Below are 23,634 nucleotides of genomic sequence, written 5' to 3' on the forward strand. Positions count from 1 at the left end.
AGTTCGCTCACTTCTTGAGCTTACCGCGCAATACAGCGACGTCGCGCTTCGCAACCGGCCGCGCTTCATTGCCCCAGCTAGTGCGTACGAAGGTCAGCACGCTGGCGATCTCGGCGTCGGTGAACTGGTTCGCGAACGCCGGCATTTTGCGGGTTGGGGGGCCGTTCAGCGTCTGCGGGCTGGCGCCGCCTTCGATAACGAGCCGGAGCAGCGATGTTGTGTCCAGCGCGAGCACTGTCGGATTGCCAGCCAGTGCGGGAAATTTCTGCAGCACGCCGCGTCCATCGGTCTGGTGACACTTCGCACAGAACGCCAGGTACAGCCCGGCCCCCGGGTGTTCGACATCGCCGGTCTTGAGCGAAACAGCCATCTCCTGCGCTTTCTGGGACTGCGGGTTGTAAGCCCCCGAAGGTTCGCGCGCGGGAAGACTCTTCAGGTAGTGCGCGATTGCATTCAGATCGTCGTCGGTGAAGTACTGGGCACTGTCTTCGACCACCTGCACCATGCTGCCAAACGTGACAATGTGCACAGCGGCACCGTGGCCAGACTTGAGAAACGCAGCGATGTCGTGCGGCGATAGCCGCCCGAGTCCCGAGCCCAGGTCGCCGGTCAGGTTCGGTGCGAACCAGTTGTCGTTGGCGCCGCCTGTCAGATAGAGCCTCGACGATTCGTCGTAGCCACGCTCCTCAAAACCGGCCCCACGCGGCGTGTGACACGCACCGCAATGGCCGAGAGACTGCACGAGGTAGGCGCCCCGGTTCCATTGCGCGTCGCGTTTGTCATCCTGCTTGAAGCGCTCGTGCCGCACGAATGCGGTATCCCAGAAGAACAGCCCCCAGCGCTGGCTAAACGGAAACGGTAGCATCGTCTCAGGCGGCCGGTTGCTGACCGGCAGCACGCCGTGCATGAAGTACGCGTACAGGGCCAGCATGTCCGCATCGCTGATCTTCGTGAACGACGCATAGGGCATCGCCGGATAGAGTCGCTTGCCGCCAGGCGCCACACCGTCACGCAGTGCGCGCTCGAACTCGGCATAACTGTAGTGGCCGATGCCGGTTTGGCGATCTGGTGTGATGTTCGTCGAATAGATGGTACCGAAAGGCGAACCCATGGCAAGACCGCCGGCGAACGGTGCGCCCTGCTTTGGCGCGGTATGGCAACCGGCGCAGTCTCCAAGCTTCGCGAGATATTCACCGCGCGAGATCAGCGTCGGGTCCATTATTGCCACTGCCTTATCGGTGGTAGGGGCTGTCGCCTGCGCGTGAACAGAGGTAAGCACCCGCGTGCATAGCACGGCCCCCATCGTCGTCGCGATGATCAGGAAGTAAGCGGCACGCCGAGCGAAGCGGTTCATGACAATCATCGCCACGCGCTGCAAGGCGACACGAGCAGCACGGCGAACCCGCTTGCGACCAACCCTACCAGAAAGAGCAGGCTGAGCATCAGGCCCGCCGTTGCAAGAAAGCGGATGCGTCCTCTGCTTGTGTCCGCGACCGAGTGAGCGGAACCCGAACGCTCCTCCCGCGCCATGCGCCAGTTGCGCCATGCGATGGCCGCCCCACCCAGGCCGATTAACAGTGCACCGATGCTCACCGCGCCTAGCGTCGGCATCAGCCACGGCCATTGAGGCGCTGCCAGTGGCGCACGGTGCGAGTAACATGCCTGGGCCGCGAGCGTCTCGCCGATCTCGGTCTGCAAAACCCACACCGCAGCCGCGCCGAAGAGTCCGAACAGCATCGTCAGCCAACCACCGCCTCCGTGACGCAGCGCGCCGCGCCGGTGCTTGCCGTCGGCGGTCCGGCCGCCTTCCGGCGGCTTCGCGCGGCCGGGGCGCTGCTGATGGGTCGCTATGGCTAACATCGTCGCTCTCCTAGAAGATAAAGGGCGTGACGTACAGCGTCGTGAAGATGAAGAGCCACACGACATCGACGAAATGCCAGTACAGGCTGCCAATTTTCAGCGCGGCGCAACGCCGTTCGTCGAAATAGCCCAGTGCCGTCCAGGCCAGCAGGAACGCGAGCACGACGAGTCCGACCGCCACGTGAATCATGTGAAAGCCAGTGATCGTGAAATACAGCGATCCGTACAGATTCGACGCTATGCCGTAAGGGTGGTCGTGCCATTCCTTCAACTGAATGCCGGCGAAAACGATCCCGAGCACGATCGCGAAAGCCATCGACGCGACAGCCCATCTGATCCTGCGCCGCCGCACGAGGCGCTCGCACAGCCACACAAACACGCTGCTCGACAGCAGGACACCCGTGTTGAGCGCGCCGATATCGATCCTCGGCAGTCCCTCCGGCGGCCAGTGCTGCGCGGTCTGCGATGCGAGGTAAAGGTATGAAAAAATCAGGTAGCCGAATAGCGACGCTTCGGTCACGATCGTCGCCATCATGCCCCACCAGCCGCTCGACAACTGGCCGGCGCTGCCCACGGGCAAGAGGTCGCCGTGGCTGGTCAGATCACTCATGGCTGGCTCCCGCGTCTTCCACCGGCTGCGGTTCGCGCTGGATCAGCAACCGCTCCGGCCACAGCCATACGACCATCGATACGCCGCACGCCGCCACCATGGCTGCGGTGGCGATCCATGCATGCAGCAGCATCGCCACGAACAGCAGCGCGCTGGACACGCCGAGCAGGAACGGCGCATAAGAATCCGCAGGCATCCTGAGGATGATGTCGGGTCTGGCGTCGAGCGACGTCGTGCCCAGCGCCTCGCGCCCATGGTCAAGCAGAAAGCCTTCGTCGAGTCTTGAATGGGCGCCCTCCTCGATCCGGTCTTCCCAGAGTGGATTCCGGCTCGCGATGACCGGCACGACGGCGAAGTTGTACGACGGCGGCGGCGAGGACACCGACCATTCGAGCGACGCGGCGTCCCACGGGTTGTCGCCAGCCGGCTTGCCCCGCCGCAAGCTGATGGCAATGTCGACGAGAAAAACAAGAATCCCGATGGCCAGCACGAACGACCCTATCGAGGTAATCATGTTGGTGGTGTTCCATCCCATGTCCGCCGGATAGGTATAGATTCGCCGCGGCATGCCGAGCAACCCGGAAATATGCATTGGGAAGAAGCCAAGGTTAAAGCCGATAAAGCTGACCCAGAACGACAGCTTGCCGAGGGTCTCGTTGGTCATCTTGCCCGTGAACTTGGGGAACCAGTAATAGATGCCGCCGAGCACGGGAAAAACGTTGATCCCGAGCAGCACATAGTGAAGGTGCGCGACGACAAAGTAGGTGTCCGTGAGCTGCCAGTCGAAGGGTACCGCCGCCGTCATCACACCGGACACACCGCCGATGACAAAGAGCAGCACGAACCCTGCGAAAAAGAGGAACGGCACGCGATACACGGGCCGTCCGAGCCAGATCGTCGCGATCCACGCGAAGGTGGCAACCGCACTCGGGACCGAGATCAGTGTACTGGCAACACCGAAAAACGAGAGCGCGAGCGGCGCAATGCCCGTCGCAAACATGTGATGAATCCACACGACAAAACCAATTATCATCGTCGCGACGGTGGAGATCGCAACCGGCGTGTAGCCTACCAGCGGCCGGCGGCAGAGGGTCGGCAGCGCGTCGGAGACGATCCCCATCGCCGGCAGCACGACGACATACACCCACGGGTGTCCGAACATCCAGAATAGGTGTTGCCATAACATCGGCCGGCCAGCGTTGCCGACGTCGAAGAAATGGGTGCCGAACTGCCGGTCGAGCCACAACATGAGAAAAGCGAGACTGACCGACGGGATCGCCAGCAGGTTAGCCGCCGAGGCGGTGAGTGTGCCCCACACCAGAATCGGCAAGCGGTCGATCGACATGCCCGGTGCACGCATGCGCAATAGGGTGACCACGAAGTTGACCGATCCGACTGTGGTCGAAATGCCTAGCAGCACCATGCCGAGCGCGTAGACGTCGATGTTGGGGCCGGTGTCGTATTCGAGGCTCGCGAGCGGGACGTAATTGAACCAGCCGGCATCGGGCGCCTGACCGAGCGGAAAACTCGCGTAGAGAAAGAGCCCCGCGAACAGGAACACCCAGTAAGAGAGCGCATTGAGGCGCGGAAACGCCATGTCTCGCGCACCGAGCACGAGCGGCCACAGATAGTTGGAAAAGCCCGAAAGAACAGGCAGCGCATACAGGAAAATCATCGTGATGCCGTGCATCGTGAAGAGCTGATCGTATTGCTCCGGCGACAGCAGATGCGAGTTTGGCCGAGCAAGCTGAATACGCATGATGAGCGCCTCGACGCCGCCGACAATCAAGAAGAAGAAGGCGGTTACGATGTAGCGCAGCCCCACCCGCTTATGATCCACCGTCGACAGCCAGCCACGCCAGCCAGGGGCGCTTTCCCATAGTTCGCGCAGACGATGTTCACGCTCCGAACCCTGCGGCATGCGGCCGATTTCTGGCCGGCGCGCAAGCCGCAGGTCGGGAGAATTCGGTGCGAGGTCGGCCATGTTCTTCCTTGTCTGGGAGCGAAGCGCTAGCGGAGCGTCGCCAGATACGCGGACAGCGCAGCGGCGTCGTGCGGGTTCAGTGCGAAGCTGGGCATCAGGGCGTCCGGCTTGATCTGTTGCGCATGCTGGATCCAGTCAAGCAGGTGCGCGGGAGTATTGGTCAAGGTGCCCGCGGCGAGTTGCCGACGCGAGCCGACATGCGTGAGATCCGGGGCGAATACACCAGCGGCATCGCTGCCACGCACCGCGTGGCAGCCGGCGCAGCGGTCCATGAAAATTTTCTGGCCAGCACGCGCCGACTCGTCAGCGGGCGACACTGCGAGGTGCAGTTGCGCAGCGCGCCATGCAGCGAAGTCCGCCGCCGTCTGTGCGACGACTTCGAATGCCATGTGCGCATGCTGCGGGCCACAAAACTGGGAGCACTGGCCACGATAGACGCCGGGCGCGTCTGCCTGGATCCATTGCGTATTGACCTGCCCCGGGATCGTTTGAGTCTTGCCGGCCAGACGCGGCACCCAGAAGGCGTGGATGACGTCGGCGCTCTTGAGGTCGATCTTGACCGGCACGCCAACCGGAATATGAATTTCGTTGGCCGTAACAAAGCGCTGCGCCGGATCCGGGTCGTCAGCATAGTCGATCTTCCACCACCAGTCGTACGCGGTGACCGTGATCGTCAACGCCGGCGCGGGCGATGGCTGTGCGACCGCCTGGAGCGTAACAAGCGTGTAGAAAAGCGACGCCAGCAACGCCACAGTCGACAGGCCGACTCCAATATAGATCCATGCCATACCGCCGCCCTCCCTGCCCAGCGCACCCGGAGCGGCGGCCGGACGCCGCCGCACGAGCGCGCCGGCCAACAGGATGGCAATGATGGTGACGACTGCGACACACATTGCAGTCACGCCCCAGCCGAGATGCATCGTCGGCGAAGCAGCGGGGCCTGCGGCGTGCAGGAAATATTCGAGCGGCACATCGGCGTGCGCAGACGACGGCGACAGAAACGCCGGGACAAGCACAAGATTGAGCGTGCCCGGGATCAGCGCGGGCCGCACGACAACTCCCCACGCGCAGCGAGCGCTTCGATACGATCAGCCGTGCGGCAGGCAATCGCCTGAATCGTCAGTGACGGATTGACTCCACCTACGGTAGGGAACACCGAGCCGTCGCAGATCCACAGATTGGGGATGTCCCAGCAACGGCAGTCTGCGTTGACTACGCTCGTGCGTGAATCGTCGCGCATGCGCACTGTGCTGTGCTCAGACATCGTTCATCCCCAAGTCAGCGACTGGTCGACTCCGACGCGGACTCTCCGTCGCCGGCAAGTGAAGTGGACAATCTGACAGTCCAATGTACGTGCTTTTGCCCTCTCAGCATAGGCGATTCCCGACAGGTTTCCGAATGCAAACGAATAAGGCAACCCGGCCCGTCGTCATGCGCCACTATCGGCAATCTAACCATTTCAACACCTCCGGCAGCCACACTTCGGGACGCGAGAGACAATATAAACGCAAGAGCCTGAAGTGCCCCAAGGAACGTCTACGGTTACTCCAGTTTTGTCGAAGTGCAATCCGTGTCAACCGGTAACGTTCGAATGCTTCAGTCGCATTGCGATCTTCACGCTGCCCCTATGTCGGCGCTAAACAGCTTACCCCGGCCATTACCAGCCGGGGAATGCGCCCGCCCGTGCACGCGTAAAAGCGACGCTTTCCTTATAGCGCCGTCTGATCGGGTAACAGCCGGTCGAATTCCCGCTTCACCACGGCATAGCACTCACATACGCGTTTCTCGAGCCCAGGGCGATCCAGCACCTCGATATGGCCATGGCTGTAGCGAATCAACCCCGCGTCCTGCAATTTGAGCGCGGCCTCCGTTACACCGGATCGCCTGACGCCAAGCATGTTAGCGATCAGTTCCTGTGTCATCTCCAGCTTGTTCGAGGGTAGCCGGTCGATGCTCAGCAATAGCCATCGGCACAATTGCTGGTCGATCGAATGATGCCGGTTGCAGACGGCTGTCTGCGCCATCTGCGTGATGAGTGCCTGGGTATAGCGCAGCAACAGTCGCTGCACCGGACCTGCCCGATGAAACTCCTCTTTCATGATCCGGGCATCCAGCCTGTACGCCTGCCCTGCACTTTGCACGACCGCCCGACTCGGCGTCGTTTCACCGCCCATGAAAAGCGCAATGCCGACAAGTCCACCATTGCCCACGATCGCAATTTCTGCCGACGCACCGTCCTCCATCACGTACAGCAACGATACGATGCACGTAGTCGGAAAAAAGACGTGACTTTGGCGATCACCGGACTCATATACCACCTTCCCGAGTGGCATATCAACCAGCACCAGATGTGGGGCCACGCGCGCCCACTCTGGTGCGGGAAGAACTGCGAGAAGATGGTTCCCGATGAGATTCTGTTCATCTTTCATATGTCACTCCCACGGGCACATACCCAGAAACGACACGGTCTTCGTAGAATCGCGATTCACTATACGAGACGCCACGAGCAGTGGGGTGGACGCTTCAGATTTGCCGCTGCCTTGCAACGTGCTGCGGCATCCAGTGAACGCCCGGCTCACCTCGTCCTTAAAATTATAGGTCGCGGGCTTCAGTATCCTTGCCGTCCGCTGTCATCTCCGCGAACCGGCAATCGCGTCAGTAAACCGCTACTTGCGGCACCAGGAAAGTCACAATCGCACTGCGCCTTGTCGACTCGACTGAATTTAGAATCCTTGGCCGCATGCCCTACGGTCACATACCAGCCAGCATGCCGCCCTATTCCACGACGACCGGTAGCCGAAGCGTGAATTCGCTGCCAGCACTAAGAGCCCACACTGTCCCGCCATGCGATTCGGCAACAGCTTTCACGACCGCAAGGCCAATCCCTAACCCGTCCACGCTGCACGAAATCGTCCGGCTGCGGCGAGCGAAAAGATCGAAAACATACGGCAACAGCGTGTCCGAAATGCCTTGACCGTTGTCCCTTACAGATACGACGGGATTTTCCCGTCCGCACGAACGGTCACGTTGATACAGCCATTCTCCGGCGTGCATTTCACGGTGTTGCGCAGAACATTGCTGAAAGCCTGCATGAGCCGAACGGGGGCGCCTTGAAGACGAAGCGTCCTGTCGGGAGCATGTACGGTAACTGTCTGGTCGCGTTTGACGGCTGCCGCGGCAGGTCAAGGATCAGATCCTGGCCATGGTTGCGCATGAGTTGCGCGGTCCGCTGACGCCGCTATGGCGGCAATCGCCGGCGCGTATGGATGACCTGCGCGATGGCCGCGTTGGCCGACCTGCTGCTCGAGCTGGACATCGGGGTGATCGCCGACGCGTTGCCGTTTATCTCAAAGGACTTCCACGTGAGCGACCGCCTGCAGGAGTGGATCGTCAGTTCGATGATGGTCGGCGCAGCAATCGATGCACTGCTGGCCCGCTGGCTGTCATTCCGCTTCGGACGCGAGTATTCGCTTCTGCTCGCCGCCTCGACCTTCGTTGTCGGCGCGCTGGCGTGCGCGTTTGCGCCTAACCCGACGATCCCGGTCGTTGCGCGTCTCGTGCTTGGGGTTGCGGTCGGGATCGCAACTTTCACAGGTCCGCTGTACCTGTCGGAGATCGCCGCAGGCAACGTCCGCGGCGCCATGGTATCAACCTATCAGTTCATGATCACAGTTGGCATCCTTGCGGCGTTCCTGTCGCACCGGCGTTCTCGGCGAGCGGTGAGTGGCGATGGATGCTCGGCGTCGTTGCCGTGCCAGCGGGGATTTTTTTCGTGGGCGTGCTGACGCTGCCCGACAGCCAGCGCTGGTTAATGATGAAAGGTCCGCGACGATGAGGCTCGAACAGTGCTCAAAAGCCTGCGTAACGGGATGACTGTGGTGGATCAGGAGATGCGCGAGATTGCGCAGCAGTTGAAAGTGAAGGAACACGGCTCTGCGCTGCTGCGCAAAAGTCCCGATTTCCGTCGTTCGCTGACACTCGGTATCATGCTGCAGGTCGTCCAGCAACTCACCGGGATCAGTGTGGAGATGTACTACGCACCAAGAATCTTCGGCTGGCTGGATATAGCGGTCATCAGGCGCGGATGTGGGGGGGCCGTGATTGTGGGGGCGGTTAATGTGCTGGCGACGTTCGTCGCGATCGGACTGGTCGACCGCTGGGGAGGCCGCCCGATTCTGCTGACGGGCTTCACCGTGATGGCGGCGGGGACGGGAACACTCGGCGGTCTGCTTGCGCTCGGCATTTCGCCGTATCTCCATGCAAATCTACGCGGCACTGAATGCCAGTTTCATCGCCCTCACTTTCTTCTTTGTGCCGGAAACACGCGGTGTTCCGCTCGAACGGAACGAGCAGAACCTGATGGCTGGCAAGCGGCTGCGCGAGATTGGGCGTTAAGCGCCGACTCAGTCTCGGAACTTTGCATTTCCTGAAAAACTAGATGTCTGCGGTAGCCAACCGGAATGGTGACTCGGGATGGAGCGCACGGAAAACAGCGCATCGGTTCAAAACGCGGTACCCGTCACGCTTATGCAGCCTGGCGCTGCACGATTCTGGCTCGCGGTGCTGCTCACCGGCGTCGGCACCGGAGCAGGCGCCGCCGCATTGACCCGGCTGCTTGAACTCGTGCAGCATCTGCTGTGGCCGGGTCCGGGTGCCTCCCTGCTGGATGCGGCTGCGCAGGCGGGGGCCTGGCGGCACGTACTGGTGCTGCTAGGTGCGGGTGTCCTAACGGGCATCGGACAGATTGTGCTGGTGCGGTTGTCCAGCGCAAACGGCATCGACATCACTGAGGCAATCTGGTTTTCCGCCGGACGCTTGCCCGCCATTCGCACGCTCGGGAGCGCTGTCCTATCCGTCATCGTGGTCGGCATGGGGGTATCGCTCGGGAGAGAAGGCGCCCCCAAGCAGGCAGGCGCGGTGATCGCCAACGCGATTTCAGACACCGGGCATCTGCCTGACGGACAACGCCGTTTGCTGGTCGCCTGTGGTGCGGGCGCGGGTATGGCGGCAGCCTATGGCGTCCCACTGGGTGGCGCGCTATTCGCCCTCGAAGTACTGCGCGGCGCGCTATCGCTAAGAATGGTGCTGCCCGCTTTGCTGACGGCCCTGGTCGCCACCGCCGTCTCCTGGCTGGTGCTGCCCGACGCTCCCACCTATCTGATTCCCTCCTATCTCAACTCGACGTGCGTAACCGTCTGGGCGCTGGTGGCTGGTCCGATTGCCGGCCTTGTTTCGGTTGTCTATGTCCGCACGATCGCTTTCGCAGACCGCCATAAACCGCAAGGCTGGCGTCGGTTAATCGCCCCCCCGTTGACACTCGGCGTGCTCGGGGTCATTTCGATCCAGTTTCCACAATTGTTCGGCAATGGTAAGGACATCGCGCAATTGACGTTCGTGGGACAGGTCGCGCCCGCACTCCTGCTGTCGCTCCTGTTTCTGAAGCCGTTGGCAACCGCCCTCTGCATGGGATGCGGCACACCGGGTGGTCTGTTCACCCCATCTCTGGCTTTAGGGGCGCTGCTGGGCGCCGCATTGGGACACGCGTGGTCATGGCTGTGGCCCGGTGCGCCGCCGGGGCTGTTCGCCGTAATCGGTTGCGGCCGCGGTGCTCGCGGCCACAACTCAGGGACCGGTGTCAGCCGTGGTATTGATGATGGAACTAACGGGTCGTGACCGGTCGTTCATTGTACCGTTGCTTCTTGCTGTGGTGACGGCCACCCTCGTCGCACGTTCAATCGAGCCGCGCTCGATCTACGAAGCCAGGCTATCCGAAGACCAGGTTGAGGCGCGGCGCAAAGCGCGCGATCTGTCTCCGGGATGATGGAGGGATAACGCAACGATGGCGAGTCGGGACACCTCAATCGCAACCCGGTTGCCCAGCGAGAGTGGATACGGCATTGACTTCACGTTTCACCAAGTCGCTCCACACGGTCATGTCGCGGCGTGCAACTGCTGCAGGATTGCCCTTCAGCACGCTAAACTGCGTTTTCTCGTCGACCCGCCAGAAGCGGATATCAAAGGTCTGTTCGCCAAGGCGTAAGTCCCTGACCGTCAGATCGCCCAGCCATGACGGCAGGTCCGGATCGATGTAGAGCATCTCGTGGGGTGCATCCGGCTGCAAGCCGAGGATCGCTTGTAACAGCGAAAAGACCGCCCCTGCAGCCCACGCCTGCGGCACGTTAGCGCCTGGATATTGAACGGGGAAATTCGCGTCGTCCCGCTGCAGTCCGGCGTAGAGTTCGGGCAACTGATTCAATCTGAAAAAACTCGCTGCCTCGCACACGTCGAACGCGATCCGGGCCGCCTCTGCGGAATAGCCATAGCGCTTGAATCCGTGCGCAATAAGGCCATTGTCGTGTGGCCATACGGCCCCTTTCTGATATGAAAATGGGTTATAGGCCGGGTGACTGGCCGACAGCGTGCGTATGCCCCAACCGCTCCACATGTCCGGTTGCATGAGCCGCGCCACCACACGCCCGGCGCGTTCGGGCGGCACAATGCCCGACCACAGGCAATGACCCGGATTGGACGCGACACTCAACACCTGCTTCTTCTCGCCGTCGAGCGCGAAGGCATAGAAGCCGCTGTCTTCGTCCCAGAACGCCTCGTTGAACTGTGTGAATAGCGTAGCGGCTTTCGTCCGCAGCGCCCCTGCGCGGCCCGGGTCATCGAGCACATCGTAGATCTGCGCCATCCTCAACCACGCGTCGTAGACATAGCCCTGCAATTCGCAGAGTGCCTTCGGCCCGTTGACCAAGGTCCCGTCGGGGTACACCAGGGCGTCGCCGGAGTCCTTCCAGCTCTGGTTCTCGAGCCCGGCCGACGAACGCGTGGCGTACTCCTGAAAGCCATCACCGTCGCGGTCGCCGTACCTGTCGATCCATTCCAGGCAACGCTCGGCGGTCGGCAGATGACGCCTGAGCAGTTCGCGATCGCCGGTACAGCACCAGGTATCGTGTAGTGTGATCAGATAGAGGGGCGTTGCATCAGCTGTTCCGTAGTATGGCGTGTGAGGAATCAGCTTGAGTTTCGCCAGTTCCCCCAGACGGAGTTCATGCATGATTTTCCCTGGCTCGGCGTCGCGATAGTCGTCGATCTCGGTCGCCTGCGTAGCACCCAGCGCATCCAGCGTCCCCCGCGCAAAGTCGGAGTAGACGAGCGACGTCTGCATCGAGACGACCAGGCTGTCACGTCCGAACAACGCCACGAACCACGGCAGCCCGGCGGCCGCTACAAGTTGTGTCCGGTCAGGACGGGTGCCGAGGATCGGCAGGCGCAGCGCAAACATGTCGTCGATCGCCTGCTGAAACAGGTTCCTGAATTCATCGTTGCTGCTCTCAACCTTGAGCACAGCCTCGCGCCAGGCCGCGAGCCGTTTGCGGTTCTCCGACTGGTCTCCGGCCTGGTTCATACAACTTTCCGGCGCTGGATAACACACTTTACCGTCCAGCAGATCGTAGTTGAGGCAGGTGTGCCACGTGGCAGCGGGGGCCAGTTCGACATCGAACGTGATGCGGCCATTCGCATATCCCGCCGGCGCGTCGCCGTTACGGGCCGTAACCGCCACTTCACGGGAAAAATCGCCGTTACGGTACGCGGTCGTGAGACGCTGGTCTTCGCGGGCCCATTCCGTTGTAATGTTGCCGCGTCGAACGAAGTGCCCCGACTTGACCTCGAAAATGTCGGCGAAATCACAGCGCACCGAGATTTCGAAGTTGAAGCGCACTTTTGATGCGCCGTAGTTGGTGAGATCGATGTCTTCGTGCACGCCGCCTCCAATATGACGGCTGAGAACAAGCCCAATAGTATGCGATGCGATCGGGCCGGCCTCCGTGACGAGTGCGCGGTTGGCCAGAAAAATGCGCTCGCCAAAGGAGGTGGTTGCGCCACCGTTGAGCAGATCCCACGGCTCGCCGTTGGCGTAGACGGACCAACTGCTGATCATCCGGGTGTCATAGAAGTACAGACCTTTATGGCTCGGCCATTGGATCTGCCCGTCGGGGTCGCTGAGCAGGACCGAGTGCCCTTGGTGAATAGCGAGTTGTGCTGGACCAACCCTGATCTCAATTGACATGTTCATCCTTGCGCGCTGCTTCCTGGTTCGCCGTGCACGGTTACGTCAGCGCAGTCAACGTGACCGTACGATCCAGTTCCCTTATCGACCCCGGCACACAGCAGCACGGTGTACGCAATCGGCATGACTGTCTGTCCGCTGGCGTACCGGGCCGCAATCTGGCCTGAACGTGCCGAGCCGTTGGCATCAGCGATTCGGATTCTTCACTCCTGGCGATACCCTCACCTACCGAAGTTCGCTGAACGCTAGCGTACAGCCCTCTCCATGCGGTGTGTGGGAAGGTTATCTTTCATCCGGCTCGTGAGCCAGGTCCGAATCAGAATTGGCCGTGCAAGTAGCAAGCGTTGTCTTCAGGCGCGTAAATACCACCAGTTACTAGTCGGCACGGCCAGCGTACGAGGTGCGCACGCTCATGACCTCCGCCAACATTCTCGCGCGACGCGGTCAACACCAGGCGTGTGAGTCATCGCTTGCGACGAGCTGCGCTATCTACAAAGGCTACGCGCCAGATATGGGCAATGGCCATGACCCGAAAATTGAGGTGCAGGATTCGGATTGGCGGGCCCATCAAGTCGCCACCGCTGAGCCCGTCATCGGCGGCAACAGGTCCTTCCGGTCTGCACAGTTAATCGGCACAAGCGTGGTCAGCCCGCAAAGCGAGGATCTTGGCAGCGTCAGCGATATCGTTCTGAGTCCGCAAACAGGCAAGGTTGCTTATCTGGTGATTGGCCGCGGCGGCCTGTTCGAGATCGATGAAAAATATGTCCCGATGCCTTGGGCAGACTTCCAGGCGAACACAGGCGCCACCATGCTGGTGCTCGACACGACCAAGGGAAAATTGAACGCCGCCCCGGAGGTAAAGGAAGGCAAGTTCTCTTCGCATGGCGACTTCGCCCAGCAGAGTCAAAAGGTGGATAGCTACTGGAAGGCGCATTTCTTGAATTGACTTCACCGCGCGGCGAAGCCGTCTGAACTGGAAAACGCATGGTCACGTTCGCCAGAACGTGCGCCATAGTACGCGGTGCGCGCCTCGACGGGAAAAAGCCGGGCGCCCTGGTGATGATCGTCGTGGTCGACGACATTGAATCGTCCCGACCTGGCCAACTGCTTGATCTTGCCCATAAAGGGTACTTTTGGGGTTTTCTTGCATTCGTCAACGACTAACCCAACAGGGTTCGCGTTGTCGACAACAAGTTCATCGGTTTCTTTCACGCCAAGCTGGTCGACACCCGCAGCCCAATACACCAACGCGGGTTTGTAGTTGTCATCCAGCGCAACAAAATCTTCACATTTCATCTTTCCCGGCTGCACTTTCATGGGCGGTTGTGCGAACGCAATCTGTGACAGGCCTAAACCCACCATGAACGCCCTCATCAAAACGTTTCTCATGACATTTTCCTGACGATCGAATGATAACGAGTCCGTTAGACAATGCACCTTGGACGGCCGTCAGCGATAGCTGACTTTCCTTAGAGACGCGTTAACGCCACTGCTTGCGCCTGTGACACGAAATGCACACGCAGAAAGTGTGGCCCCTCATTTTCGCCTGATTGTCGGATGTGAGGCTCCGTCCAGACACACTCTTCCCGAATCGACCTCTTCACGAAGGAACAAGATGTGCGCTGCCGGGATCGATGTCTGTACGATGCAGTACTGGGATACGATCGACAGCGATGAACGTGTTCCACTCATCTAGCGTCATTCCGTCGAACGATGCGCGTTCCGTGTGGTGCCGCTGCTCACGATCACAACGGCCGCCGCTCGCGCTCACCTGTCTCAGCCGTCACACCTGCGCCGATCCGGCTCGCCGTCGTTCAAGCAGATTGAATGCCGTATCCACCAACGCCGTATGCGAAAACGCCTGTGGAAAGTTTCCGACCAGACGCTGCGCCTGCGCGTCGTATTCTTCCGAAAGCAGCCCCACGTCGTTTCGAAGTGCAAGCAGTTTGTCAAAAAGAGCCGCTGCTTCGTCATCACGCCCTTGCAGACTGAGGTTTTCGACAAGCCAGAAGCTGCAGGCGAGAAAGGTGCCCTCGCCAGCGGTCAAGCCGTCACGCATCGTTTCGGTTTTGTAGCGCATCACAAACCCATCGCTCATGAGCTCGCGCTGAATCGCGTCGACTGTTCCTCGTATCCGGGGATCGTCGGGCGGTAGAAAACCGATTATTGCCATCTGCAACAGGCTCGCGTCCAACGCATCGCCTCCATACTGCTGAACGAATGCATTACGATGCGCATTGAAGCCCCGAGTGCAGACATCGTGATGAATCGCGTCTCGCAGCGCTCGCCAACGATCCAACGGACCTTCAAGATTGAACTGCTCAGCGGACTGGATGACCCGATCCGCCGCAAGCCAGCACATGACCTTCGAAAAAGTGAACTGCTGTCGTCCTCCACGGGTTTCCCAAATTCCCTCATCAGGTTGCTCCCATATTTTTTCGACATGTCCGAGTAGCGCTACCTGTACTGCCCAGGTCTCGGCATCGTCTGGAAGGCCGCCAATTCGCGCTTCGTGCAATGCGTTCATCACCTCGCCGAACACGTCGAGCTGAAGCTGTCCAGCCGCAGCATTACCGATCCGAACGGGGCTCGATCCTTCGTATCCGGGTAGCCAATCGCACTCCCATTCCTGCAACCTCCGTTCGCCACCCAGCCCGTACATAATCTGCAGTTGCTCAGGTGCGCCCGCCACGGCGCGTACGAGCCAGTCGCGCCAGCGCCCCGCGTCCCCGTAATAGCCTCCCCGCATCAGCGCCCGCAATGTGAGCGTTGCGTCGCGTAACCAGCAATATCGATAATCCCAGTTTCGATTACCACCGAGTGTCTCGGGCAGTGAAGTCGTCAACGCGGCCACGATACCGCCCGTCGCCCGATATGCCATCGCCTTGAGCGTGATCAGGGAGCGCTGGATCGCTTCCTTGTACTTCCCGTGAGCCTTGCTGCGAGACGACCAGGCCTTCCAGTCCCTCTCGGTGTCGGTCAACATCTCGTGGGTCTTGCGGGCAACCGGCAGCGCCTCATAGGCGCGGCCGTAGCGCAGCGAAAACGCGACATCCTCTCCAGCATTCACGGTGAAGTCGCTTGACGTATGCAATGCCGTATCTGTCAGCTCGACGGGGGTTCTTAGCGCCACCATATCGGGGCCCACCACCGCCCTGATCCCGCTGCCGTCCTCGAGTCGGGTGATCCATGGGACCGAATTGCCGTAGCCAAACCGGACGACAAAGTCCATATGCATTCGCACCGTGCCCGACACACCACGCACTATGCGAACAAGCTCAGGAAAGTCATCGCACAAGGGCATAAAGTCGACGACCTCGACAATTCCATCCGGAGTATCAAACCGGGATTCCAGTATGAGCGTACCGTCCACGTAGTTCCGCGACGAGGCGACCTCCCCTGTCCCTGGCGCGATTCGCCAGAAGCCATTCTCGTCGGTTCCTAGCAGCGCGGCAAAGCAGGCGTCCGAATCGAAACGCGGCCAGCAGAGCCAATCGACCGAGCCGAAGCGCGAGATCAGGGCCGCCGAGCGGCCGTTACCGACAAATGCGTAATCTTCAATTTTCGATTGCATCGTGTGCCGTATCGCTCCAGAGTCGTGCCGCTTGCCTGCACGTGGAATCTAGCTATTTCATGACAGGTACGCGATCTAACCTGATCGCGTGCCCACCCTTCCCTACTTGCCATTGAAATTAGACATATCATGCCGCGCAAGCGTTCGAATACCCGGACATATCGATACCAGTACGGCCTCAACCTCAATCGTGGATAGACCGAGTTAGGATCGCCGGCAGCGCAACGCCTACCGCTTTGCTTCAGCCCCCCGCTCCCCGCCTGTGCATCATTCGATGACAATAAAAAAGCGCGCCGGCGGAACGCCAACAGGACGTAGTCTCTGAACTACATTAAACGCAGATGTGCCGGCTGTTGCCAGCCACCGCTCGGCAACAGCGAGCGGCAGGTCTCGCCGTTTAAGAACTGCCTAAGAATCACCACCTACGCTTGATAGCGTGGGCCATTGGCGTAGTCCGCCGTCTGCGTTCGTCCGTGTCCCGTTCGGTGTCCTTCGTACGGATCGGTTCGCTATTGAACGACGCTAAAGCGTTTCGGGGTCCCCATGCAGAACTCACCTTGGCTCAAAGCGATCTCGGTGCCCGTAACCACGTTTGCGGTGTTGCTGGCTGGATTGACCGCCCTCATCTTCATATTTGGCACGATTGTGCGATTGGTAAATTTTCTCTGAGCACTTCGGTCGTATTTGCCTGGAGATGGTTCGTAGGAGGGCGATGCCTGGCGGTAGCCCGGGTTGCCAGCACCACCTTCAAGGCTATGGACAAGCGGTTCGTCGTCAGACGACGCGTCTCGCTTACTAAAACCGTACGGGAGCGAAACTTGCTGACAGCAGGGTGTGTTGATCATCGCCGCCAGGTGCGCCGCTCGTTCGTTCCCGAATTTGCTCGTGTCATGAAGAAACGAGACGACACGCGGCCGGATTCCGATCTGACGTTCACCGACATACAAGGGGAATGCGCAGTCATGGAGCGTTATGATGTGATCGTGATCGGCAGCGGCCCTGGCGGCGCTTCTCTCGCACGCAAGCTTGCGTCGACTGGTAAGTCCATTCTGTTGCTGGAACGTGGTGACTATCTGAAACGTGAAATCGCCAACTGGGATCCGAAAACAGTTTTCGTCGAAGGGGCCTATCAAACGACCGAGACCTGGTACGGCGGCGATGGCCGCAAATTTCATCCGGGCCTGCATTATTACGTTGGTGGCAATTCAAAGGTCTATGGCGCCGCCCTCTTCCGGCTCAGAGAGCGCGATTTCGATGAACTTCAGCACAAGGACGGTATATCGCCAGCATGGCCGCTGAAGTATGCAGATTTTGAACCGTATTACGGTGAGGCGGAGCGGTTGTTTCACGTACACGGTCAACGTGGCGAGGATCCCACCGAGCCGCCGTCCAGCACGCCTTTCCCTTACCCAGCCGTTTCACATGAACCGCGTATCCAGGCATTGCACGACTCGCTTCGGCATGCTGGGCTTCATCCATTTCATCTGCCGCTCGGCATTCTCCTTGATGAGAAGGACGGCAAGGTCACGCCAACCAGCACCTGTATCCGCTGCGCAGCATTCGACGGGTTCCCTTGCCTGCTTAATGGCAAGGCTGACGCGCAAGTCGTGTGCGTTGATCCCGCGCTTGCCGCGTATCCGAATTTCTCCCTGCTGACGAACGCCTACGTCACCAGGCTCGAAACAGACCCCAGTGGCCACACCGTCACCGCCGTCCATGTGGTGCGCAAAGACGCACACGAACGCTATAGCGCCGATATTATCGTTGCCGCGTGTGGCGCGCTCTCATCCGCGTTACTTCTTCTACGCTCGGCGAGCGAGCGGCATCCGCATGGACTCGCGAACGGTTCCGATCAGGTCGGGCGCAATTACATGCGCCACAACCAGTCCATCCTGATGGCGCTCATGCGCGAGCCGAACGATACGATGTTCCAGAAGACGCTTGCAGTCAGCGACTTTTACTTCAACGCAGACGATTGGGCCTACCCGCTCGGCCTGATCCAGATGTGCGCCACTTCGCATGCGGACCAGATTCGCAGCGAGGCCCTGCCGGAATGGCTGAGCTGGCTTCCCGAGATGCCGTTCGAAGAGATGGCACGGCATTCGATGGACTTCTGGTTGTCCAGCGAAGATCTGCCGCGTGCGGAAAACCGGGTGAGGTACGACGGCGAGCGTGTGGTCCTGGATCTCGTGGAAGGCAACATGGAGGCTCACTGGCGCTTAAAGAAGAAACTCGAGCAGCTACTGGGTCTGGCTGGTGCCCATTCCGTGTTGATGGAGCGAAGTTTGTACCTAGGCAAGAATGTACCGATTGGCGGCACCGCGCATCAAGCGGGCACGGCACGTTTCGGAACGGACCCGGCTGATTCGGTGCTGGATCTGGATTGCAAGGCACACGAACTCGACAATCTCTACATCACGGACGCGAGCTTCTTCCCGTCGATCGGTGCGGTCAATCCGACCTTGACGATCGTCGCTAACGCATTACGCGTCGCGGATCGAATCGCCGAACGGCTTGGTGTGAAAGCCGCGGCAATGTGAGCGAGGGACGGCATGCACATACTCAATCCTGACGTCGCAGCACTCATCGCCCGCGTATGCCTCGTGGTGATGTTCCCGTTTAGCGGTCTGGACAAGGTCGTGCACTGGACCGATGCGCTAAAGCAGGCAAACTCGTCGTTCCTGCCCGGCGGACCAGTGCTACTTGTCATCGCGATCATGGTGGAACTCGCGACACCGGTCTGCATCGTCATCGGCTGGCATGACCGGCTTGCGGCTTCGGTTCTAGCAGCTTTCTGCGTGGTAACCGCTCTGCTCTATCACCCTTTCTGGAAATACTCACGCTTCTGGTCCGGGACCGGCGAGGGGCGCTCTCACTTCTGGGATTTCCTGAAGAACTTCGGCTTGGCTGGTGGTCTGCTGTTGCTGGTAATCGGCAGTCCTGCACCGGGCACCTCAGCCGTGCGTCTCGCGTCACATGCGACGGCACCGTACGCGGCGTCCGCAAAAACCTGATCAGACGGCGCGAGGAGGAATTTCAAATGGAATGCGCTTTTGATATAGAGGGAACCTTTCATGTCTAACACAGTTCGACCAGAGGTCGGCGCCTCCCGCCCACCTGATCCTGATCAGAGTCCACGGATTGGCTATTGGCATTTGTGGAGCGACGAACGCGGCGTGAGTCACCAGACGCGTTGTGAGCTTGATCGCTTCAAGCTGAAAGGCATCGGGAACGCCGCACCGCAGTGGAACAACTCGCAACCAACCACGGGTGCGACGGTTGTGTTCACTGTGCAGCCGGTCAGGTGGGTAGGCGAGTGGCACGAGAATCCCGCCCCTCAGTGGATTCTACCGATCTCAGGCCGCTGGTGGGTCGAATCGATGGACGGAACTCGCATTGAGATGGGTCCGGGTGACCTGTCGCTCGGCGAAGATCAGGGTTGTGTTGGGGACCGCGCGCATCGCAAGGGACATCGCTCAGGCACGATTGGCAACGAGCCAGCGATTCTGATGACCATTCAGCTTCACGCCGAACCAATCCGTCAGCCCGGGCATTTTCGCTGAGGCAGCCGCCTCGATCGCTTCGAGAGCACACAAACGCCATGACATCCGCTACGGTAAAGCAACTGGTACGCATCAGTCGTAACGTTTCAAATCTCCGACGCAGCGTCGCCTTTTATCACGAGCGCCTCGGCTTTAGGACGAGCAGCCCAAGCTTCACCATGAGCCCCGCACTCGCCCGCATGCTTGGATATCCCGACGGAATACCGACGATCCAACGTCTGAAGTTCGGCGCCCAGGAGCTTGAACTGATTGAAGCAGGTCCGGGTGTGCGCCGCTATCCTACTGACAGTACATCGGCCGATCTGTGGTTTCAGCACTTCGCCATACGATGCGTCGACATCGATACGGCATACCGACGCCTTTATCGCCCAGATTGCGTGTCGCCATCGCCCATTGCGATTTCCCAACGGGCAGGCAACGCACCGGCACCGATACGATTGCCGGCGCACAGTGGTGGCGCGAGCGCTTTCAAGTTCAGAGATCCCGATGGGCATCCGCTTGAACTGCTTCAACTGCCTGGATATCCCGACGCGCAACCCGGTGATCCGGATGGTATCGACCACTCTGCAATCAGTGTGGCCGATGCGCAGCGAAGTATTGCCTTCTACACGGGGATCCTGGGAATGACAGTCGTCAGCCGGCAAACCAACTACGGTGACGAGCAATGCCTGCTCGACAACTTGCAAGGTGATCAAGTGGATGTCGTCGCCTTGCAGCCTTCCGGGAAAGTGACGCCGCATATCGAACTGCTTGCCTACCGGTCACCGGTTGGAAGGTCGCTGACAACGTCATCGACACCGAGCGATATTGCAAGCGACAGACTTGTACTGGAGGTTTCAGACGTACGCGCTATCGTCGACTCGCTAGCGGTTCCACAACGAGGCGTCGTGAGCAACTGCTCCCAGGCGTCTACCGCGCTCCTTTCGGATCCCGATGGTCACCTTCTGTTGCTTGTCGAACATACCTAACCGATGCTGTGGAGACTTGATGGATGCGCGGTTCACGCGTTGCTGGAAAGTATATTGAGGCAGCGACGACTCCTATGTCAACGGCAACGTCGCGCAGATCGCGCCTCAACCGGTGCCTCGACGAGCATTCGTACGCATCAAACGTGTATGTGCCATCAGAGTGTCCGCCCGGCCTTCACCTCGCGGTCAATCGCTGTCCTCATATGGTCAAATGACGCATCGAATGCATTTTCCATGCTGCGGAAGCACCCGGCAGCGAGCCCCTCGAACCCAGGTGCGGCAGACGATCAATCACACGTCCTGCACGAGATGAAAGCGGTTGTTGCAGCGACGCTACTCCCCTCCCAGACCGCTCAAGCTCACCTCTCGATGAACAGCCATCGATAGTCAGAATACGCAGGTCAGCGGAAGCAATGGGCGGCCCCTCCGCTTTTGCTGCTTTATGTCTTTGCCATTTCGGATTTCATCTGGTTGTACTCGTCCAGCTTTATCTCTTCTCCTGCATGGTCTCGTTTGCGGATCGCCTTTCCGTTCGTGTGGTAATACCTAGTCGGACCGGTGACCTCGCGAGTGTCAGTCGGTGCCGGTCGCGCGTTGGGCGAGCTCGCGAGGAACATCCCCAGTGCGACGACACATTCACTTCGAAGATCGGTTCTCCACTAGACGATCGGACATTCGACGCCGCAACCCGAATCGCCAACCGCAAACTCCCGTCGCGGTGAACGATGGCGTAACCGAGGCCGTTACGTTTTGAGTGGCGCCTTCGCCTGACCATGTGTGGCTTGCGTCTTGCCGAGGGCCTTTTCGGTTTGGCGTTTCAACGTAATCGTTTCGTCTCCAATGGCCTTGCCGACTACCTCCTTCACTTTCCATTTTGCTTCCTCGCCGCAGCCTTTCATCCACTCTTCGGTCATGGTACTTCTCCCTGGAAATGACGTATGGCCTTGCTGATCGACACATGCCTGTCGCTTGCGTCCAGAAGAAACGCCCGACATGGGTCATCGTGATTCATTTATCAAAGCCGGGTCTCGTATTCATAGTCTTTGGAGAACCAACATTAGCAGTACCGTCAACATGAGGATGCCCAGCAAACCGCTCGGCATATACCCCCACGAACGGCTATATCGCCACGCAGGTATCGCACCCAGCAAGCCAAATCCCAGCACCGAAATCAACAGAATGGCTAACACCGCACTTCTCCGTTTTCAACTCTATGCTTTGACTGATTCATCGCCGCACTTCCGGACAGCGCGTAGAGTATCCGTGTCCCTGCTGAGCTATCGCGCCAAGGCTATCAACGCTGACGTCGCATTCGTAACGTTCGGCATGCAACCGCCCTACCCTCAGGCTGACATTCATTCGTGGCGTAGTCGGTACGGTGGCGGACGCCAGGACAGGCTGAGAACCGTCATATTTAGAGAGCACGGCTGCTGTGCACGCATCCTTGGTTGACCCAACCACGAACGTCGGTCGGCGTCAACGCATGGCCCACATGCATCCGGCTTGGGCACGGTAGTTGCCGGTAGAGCAGGATTCCTTCCAATAGCTCGACGGCGACCACATCCATCTTGAAGCCCAACTTGACGTCATGGAAACCTTCTGATGTATCACTGGCGACAGATGTAGGGATGAACGAGCCGTGCAACATTCCCTGGTTTCAGGGAGCAATGTCGATCACAACACCAAATACCCATGCCCTGCAACCGGCCGGTCACCGGTCGAGATCGTCTCCAGTTCCACCTTCATTCACCCAGATTTCGATACGATCCATTCCGGGCAGTGCGATTCTTTGCGAAGATCAAGTATGAGTCGGGCCTCAACTTTTCCTCCCTTCAGCGTCTGGAGGTCTTACGCTGTGCGACCTGAGAAGAGGCTGAGCGTGTGACTACGTCACATCGGCCACACAGTGAGGTTCACCACGAAACAATGCAAATACCCATTTTTTGTCGTCCTACTCGTAATGGCCTTAACGAGTGGGCCTGTTTGGGCTCAAGGGACACCGCAAACCATCAATGTGAAGCGAGTCGATGTGGTACAACTGGCGACCGGCTATCGCGCCTCGAAATTCGAAGGTTCTTCCGTATACAACAGCAACAAGGAAACGATCGGGACCATTGATGATCTGATCATCGGCCCAACCGATCCGGTACCGTAGTATGGCGTTACCGACCTTCAAGGTTTCGCCGAGAGCCTCCCGCGCCAGCAGCGTCTCCACCTCGATCTGCATCTGTCATCTGAGTTCACGGGCGCCGAACTGGGGCTGATAGCTCGTTTCGACCGCATATTCGACGACGGAGTCGTCAACCTCGACGATGAATTCGCGGCGCCGCCGCAGTGCGCACTACACGGTCGAGTTGGATCCGGACGATTTCGCGCATGTTTTCGAGCGTCAGTACATGAAATACAGTCACCTCATCGACGCGCTCAGGAATTCCGGCCTGAAGTGTTTTTTGAGTATCTGCAACAATCCTTCCCTGAGAACTTTCTCCCTCATGCGCGTGGACTCGGGTGGTCCCGGGTCGTCCGTGATCTTCGACGCACGCACGTTGCTCATCGCAATGATGACGGTATTCGAGAAATTGACGAAACGCGCCTTCCCGTCCGTCAGCGCCCATCGCCAAACTCCTGCAGCAGGACGTTACTCACGTCGGGACGTGCCTTCTCGATCTCCTCAAGCAGGATCACGCTGTAAGGCCGCCGCCTGACGCGCTCAGTCAGTTGGCCGCCCCCTTTGTACCCCCCACCTAACCCGGCGGCGCGCCGATCAGACGAGCGACAGCGTGACGCTCATATATTCAGACATGTCTATCCAGATAGTCGCCGGCTTGTCGCCGCACACCGTCTCGGGCAGCGTCTTGGCAAGCTCTGTCTGCCTACGTCAGGGTGCCCCACCATTTCCAGAATACCGTTCCAAAGGGAGACGGGTATGCGGTTCAGCTAGCCTTTTCTCCTGGAAGCCCTTGCCCGCTACCGTACAGACCTCTTGCTGGATATGTGGGAT

20 protein-coding genes and 4 pseudogenes are annotated in these 23,634 nt (G+C 59.6%); 10 read left to right on the plus strand and 14 right to left on the minus strand.

Annotation, left to right across the window (positions count from 1 at the left end):
• Window positions 1-7: 7 nt before the first annotated feature.
• The 8 genes and pseudogenes from HHL24_RS34450 to HHL24_RS45160 form a co-directional block, all read right to left on the minus strand.
• Window positions 8-1,354, minus strand: a complete 1,347-nt coding sequence (locus tag HHL24_RS34450) for a c-type cytochrome (RefSeq protein WP_407947539.1) — start codon at window positions 1,352-1,354, stop codon at window positions 8-10.
• 5 nt (window positions 1,355-1,359) lie between these two features.
• Window positions 1,360-1,860, minus strand: a complete 501-nt coding sequence (locus HHL24_RS34455; RefSeq protein ID WP_169489758.1) for a hypothetical protein — start codon at window positions 1,858-1,860, stop codon at window positions 1,360-1,362.
• Between the two features lie 10 nt (window positions 1,861-1,870).
• A complete protein-coding gene (locus HHL24_RS34460) occupies window positions 1,871-2,470 on the minus strand; it encodes a cytochrome c oxidase subunit 3 (protein ID WP_169489759.1) in 600 nt (199 codons plus the stop codon).
• Window positions 2,463-4,454 carry a cytochrome c oxidase subunit I gene (gene ctaD, locus HHL24_RS34465; RefSeq protein WP_169489760.1) on the minus strand — a complete coding sequence of 664 codons (1,992 nt, stop codon included), beginning with the start codon at window positions 4,452-4,454 and terminating at the stop codon, window positions 2,463-2,465. The genes HHL24_RS34460 and ctaD overlap by 8 nt, the downstream gene beginning before the upstream one ends.
• A gap of 26 nt (window positions 4,455-4,480) precedes the next feature.
• Window positions 4,481-5,506, minus strand: coding sequence for a cytochrome c oxidase subunit II (locus HHL24_RS34470; RefSeq protein ID WP_169489761.1), 1,026 nt, complete (start codon window positions 5,504-5,506; stop codon window positions 4,481-4,483).
• Window positions 5,491-5,703, minus strand: a pseudogene (locus HHL24_RS34475) (GMC family oxidoreductase); the annotation flags it as partial. The gene HHL24_RS34470 and the pseudogene HHL24_RS34475, both read right to left, overlap by 16 nt.
• Window positions 5,704-6,163: 460 nt before the next feature.
• Window positions 6,164-6,883, minus strand: a complete 720-nt coding sequence (locus HHL24_RS34480; RefSeq protein ID WP_169489762.1) for a Crp/Fnr family transcriptional regulator — start codon at window positions 6,881-6,883, stop codon at window positions 6,164-6,166.
• Between the two features lie 346 nt (window positions 6,884-7,229).
• Window positions 7,230-7,508, minus strand: coding sequence for a sensor histidine kinase (locus tag HHL24_RS45160; RefSeq protein WP_169489763.1), 279 nt, complete (start codon window positions 7,506-7,508; stop codon window positions 7,230-7,232).
• Window positions 7,509-7,732: 224 nt separating this feature from the next.
• On the opposite strand from HHL24_RS45160, the pseudogene HHL24_RS44670 reads away from it, so the two are divergent.
• The 4 genes and pseudogenes from HHL24_RS44670 (at window position 7,733) to HHL24_RS45165 (ending at window position 10,275) form a co-directional block, all read left to right on the plus strand.
• Window positions 7,733-8,289: pseudogene (locus HHL24_RS44670) on the plus strand (MFS transporter).
• A gap of 10 nt (window positions 8,290-8,299) precedes the next feature.
• Window positions 8,300-8,884 carry an MFS transporter gene (locus HHL24_RS44680; protein ID WP_407947540.1) on the plus strand — a complete coding sequence of 195 codons (585 nt, stop codon included), beginning with the start codon at window positions 8,300-8,302 and terminating at the stop codon, window positions 8,882-8,884.
• 43 nt (window positions 8,885-8,927) lie between these two features.
• A complete protein-coding gene (locus HHL24_RS34495) occupies window positions 8,928-10,127 on the plus strand; it encodes a chloride channel protein (protein ID WP_169489764.1) in 1,200 nt (399 codons plus the stop codon).
• Window positions 10,108-10,275, plus strand: a complete 168-nt coding sequence (locus tag HHL24_RS45165; protein ID WP_407947542.1) for a hypothetical protein — start codon at window positions 10,108-10,110, stop codon at window positions 10,273-10,275. Before HHL24_RS34495 ends, HHL24_RS45165 begins: the two co-directional genes overlap by 20 nt.
• Before the next feature lie 36 nt (window positions 10,276-10,311).
• Here the strand turns inward: HHL24_RS45165 and HHL24_RS34505 are convergent, their stop codons facing one another.
• The gene (locus tag HHL24_RS34505; protein WP_169489766.1) at window positions 10,312-12,528 is read right to left on the minus strand and encodes an amylo-alpha-1,6-glucosidase; all 2,217 of its coding nucleotides are present in this window, start codon (window positions 12,526-12,528) and stop codon (window positions 10,312-10,314) included.
• Between the two features lie 412 nt (window positions 12,529-12,940).
• On the opposite strand from HHL24_RS34505, the gene HHL24_RS34510 reads away from it, so the two are divergent.
• On the plus strand, window positions 12,941-13,474 hold the full coding sequence (locus HHL24_RS34510) for a PRC-barrel domain-containing protein (RefSeq protein WP_169489767.1): 534 nt from the start codon (window positions 12,941-12,943) through the stop codon (window positions 13,472-13,474).
• 2 nt (window positions 13,475-13,476) lie between these two features.
• Here HHL24_RS34510 and HHL24_RS34515 read toward each other — a convergent pair whose 3' ends face one another.
• Window positions 13,477-13,917 carry an HdeA/HdeB family chaperone gene (locus HHL24_RS34515; protein WP_169489768.1) on the minus strand — a complete coding sequence of 147 codons (441 nt, stop codon included), beginning with the start codon at window positions 13,915-13,917 and terminating at the stop codon, window positions 13,477-13,479.
• Window positions 13,918-14,311: 394 nt separating this feature from the next.
• A complete protein-coding gene (locus HHL24_RS34520; RefSeq protein WP_169489769.1) occupies window positions 14,312-16,102 on the minus strand; it encodes a glycoside hydrolase family 15 protein in 1,791 nt (596 codons plus the stop codon).
• Between the two features lie 512 nt (window positions 16,103-16,614).
• Here HHL24_RS34520 and HHL24_RS34525 point away from each other — a divergent pair.
• From HHL24_RS34525 to HHL24_RS34540, 4 genes are read left to right on the plus strand one after another with little or no spacing between them, the layout of a single operon-like run.
• Window positions 16,615-18,642, plus strand: a complete 2,028-nt coding sequence (locus HHL24_RS34525; protein WP_230417681.1) for a GMC oxidoreductase — start codon at window positions 16,615-16,617, stop codon at window positions 18,640-18,642.
• A 12-nt stretch (window positions 18,643-18,654) separates the two neighbouring features.
• Complete coding sequence (locus tag HHL24_RS34530; RefSeq protein ID WP_169489770.1) at window positions 18,655-19,116, plus strand: DoxX family protein; 462 nt, start codon at window positions 18,655-18,657, stop codon at window positions 19,114-19,116.
• A gap of 60 nt (window positions 19,117-19,176) precedes the next feature.
• Window positions 19,177-19,665: a cupin domain-containing protein gene (locus HHL24_RS34535; RefSeq protein ID WP_169489771.1), complete on the plus strand. Its 489-nt coding sequence runs from the start codon at window positions 19,177-19,179 to the stop codon at window positions 19,663-19,665.
• Between the two features lie 38 nt (window positions 19,666-19,703).
• Window positions 19,704-20,633 carry a VOC family protein gene (locus HHL24_RS34540; RefSeq protein ID WP_169489772.1) on the plus strand — a complete coding sequence of 310 codons (930 nt, stop codon included), beginning with the start codon at window positions 19,704-19,706 and terminating at the stop codon, window positions 20,631-20,633.
• Between the two features lie 743 nt (window positions 20,634-21,376).
• Here the strand turns inward: HHL24_RS34540 and HHL24_RS34545 are convergent.
• Both HHL24_RS34545 and HHL24_RS34550 read right to left on the minus strand, forming a co-directional pair.
• Window positions 21,377-21,547 (minus strand): CsbD family protein, encoded by a 171-nt coding sequence (locus tag HHL24_RS34545; protein ID WP_169489773.1) that lies wholly within the window; start codon window positions 21,545-21,547, stop codon window positions 21,377-21,379.
• Between the two features lie 120 nt (window positions 21,548-21,667).
• On the minus strand, window positions 21,668-21,823 hold the full coding sequence (locus tag HHL24_RS34550; protein WP_169489774.1) for a DUF3309 family protein: 156 nt from the start codon (window positions 21,821-21,823) through the stop codon (window positions 21,668-21,670).
• Between the two features lie 770 nt (window positions 21,824-22,593).
• Between HHL24_RS34550 and HHL24_RS44245 the strand changes: the two are divergent.
• Window positions 22,594-22,770, plus strand: a pseudogene (locus HHL24_RS44245) (PRC-barrel domain-containing protein); the annotation flags it as partial.
• 18 nt (window positions 22,771-22,788) lie between these two features.
• Here HHL24_RS44245 and HHL24_RS34555 read toward each other — a convergent pair.
• A pseudogene (locus HHL24_RS34555) lies at window positions 22,789-23,505 on the minus strand (AAA family ATPase); the annotation flags it as partial.
• Between the last annotated feature and the right edge of the window lie 129 nt (window positions 23,506-23,634).

It is taken from the genome of Paraburkholderia polaris, from assembly GCF_012927345.1.
In the GTDB taxonomy this organism is placed as follows: domain Bacteria; phylum Pseudomonadota; class Gammaproteobacteria; order Burkholderiales; family Burkholderiaceae; genus Paraburkholderia; species Paraburkholderia polaris.

Excerpts from the sequence above, each read along its gene's own strand:
- HHL24_RS34450 (WP_407947539.1), bottom strand. The coding sequence starts at position 1,354 with ATGAACCGCTTCGCTCGGCGTGCCGCTTACTTCCTGATCATCGCGACG.
- HHL24_RS34455 (WP_169489758.1), bottom strand. The coding sequence starts at position 1,860 with ATGTTAGCCATAGCGACCCATCAGCAGCGCCCCGGCCGCGCGAAGCCG.
- HHL24_RS34460 (WP_169489759.1), bottom strand. The coding sequence starts at position 2,470 with ATGAGTGATCTGACCAGCCACGGCGACCTCTTGCCCGTGGGCAGCGCC.
- ctaD (WP_169489760.1), bottom strand. The coding sequence starts at position 4,454 with ATGGCCGACCTCGCACCGAATTCTCCCGACCTGCGGCTTGCGCGCCGG.
- HHL24_RS34480 (WP_169489762.1), bottom strand. The coding sequence starts at position 6,883 with ATGAAAGATGAACAGAATCTCATCGGGAACCATCTTCTCGCAGTTCTT.
- HHL24_RS45160 (WP_169489763.1), bottom strand. The coding sequence starts at position 7,508 with ATGCACGCCGGAGAATGGCTGTATCAACGTGACCGTTCGTGCGGACGG.
- HHL24_RS34495 (WP_169489764.1), top strand. The coding sequence starts at position 8,928 with ATGGAGCGCACGGAAAACAGCGCATCGGTTCAAAACGCGGTACCCGTC.
- HHL24_RS45165 (WP_407947542.1), top strand. The coding sequence starts at position 10,108 with ATGGAACTAACGGGTCGTGACCGGTCGTTCATTGTACCGTTGCTTCTT.
- HHL24_RS34505 (WP_169489766.1), bottom strand. The coding sequence starts at position 12,528 with ATGTCAATTGAGATCAGGGTTGGTCCAGCACAACTCGCTATTCACCAA.
- HHL24_RS34510 (WP_169489767.1), top strand. The coding sequence starts at position 12,941 with ATGACCTCCGCCAACATTCTCGCGCGACGCGGTCAACACCAGGCGTGT.
- HHL24_RS34515 (WP_169489768.1), bottom strand. The coding sequence starts at position 13,917 with ATGAGAAACGTTTTGATGAGGGCGTTCATGGTGGGTTTAGGCCTGTCA.
- HHL24_RS34520 (WP_169489769.1), bottom strand. The coding sequence starts at position 16,102 with ATGCAATCGAAAATTGAAGATTACGCATTTGTCGGTAACGGCCGCTCG.
- HHL24_RS34530 (WP_169489770.1), top strand. The coding sequence starts at position 18,655 with ATGCACATACTCAATCCTGACGTCGCAGCACTCATCGCCCGCGTATGC.
- HHL24_RS34535 (WP_169489771.1), top strand. The coding sequence starts at position 19,177 with ATGTCTAACACAGTTCGACCAGAGGTCGGCGCCTCCCGCCCACCTGAT.
- HHL24_RS34540 (WP_169489772.1), top strand. The coding sequence starts at position 19,704 with ATGACATCCGCTACGGTAAAGCAACTGGTACGCATCAGTCGTAACGTT.
- HHL24_RS34545 (WP_169489773.1), bottom strand. The coding sequence starts at position 21,547 with ATGACCGAAGAGTGGATGAAAGGCTGCGGCGAGGAAGCAAAATGGAAA.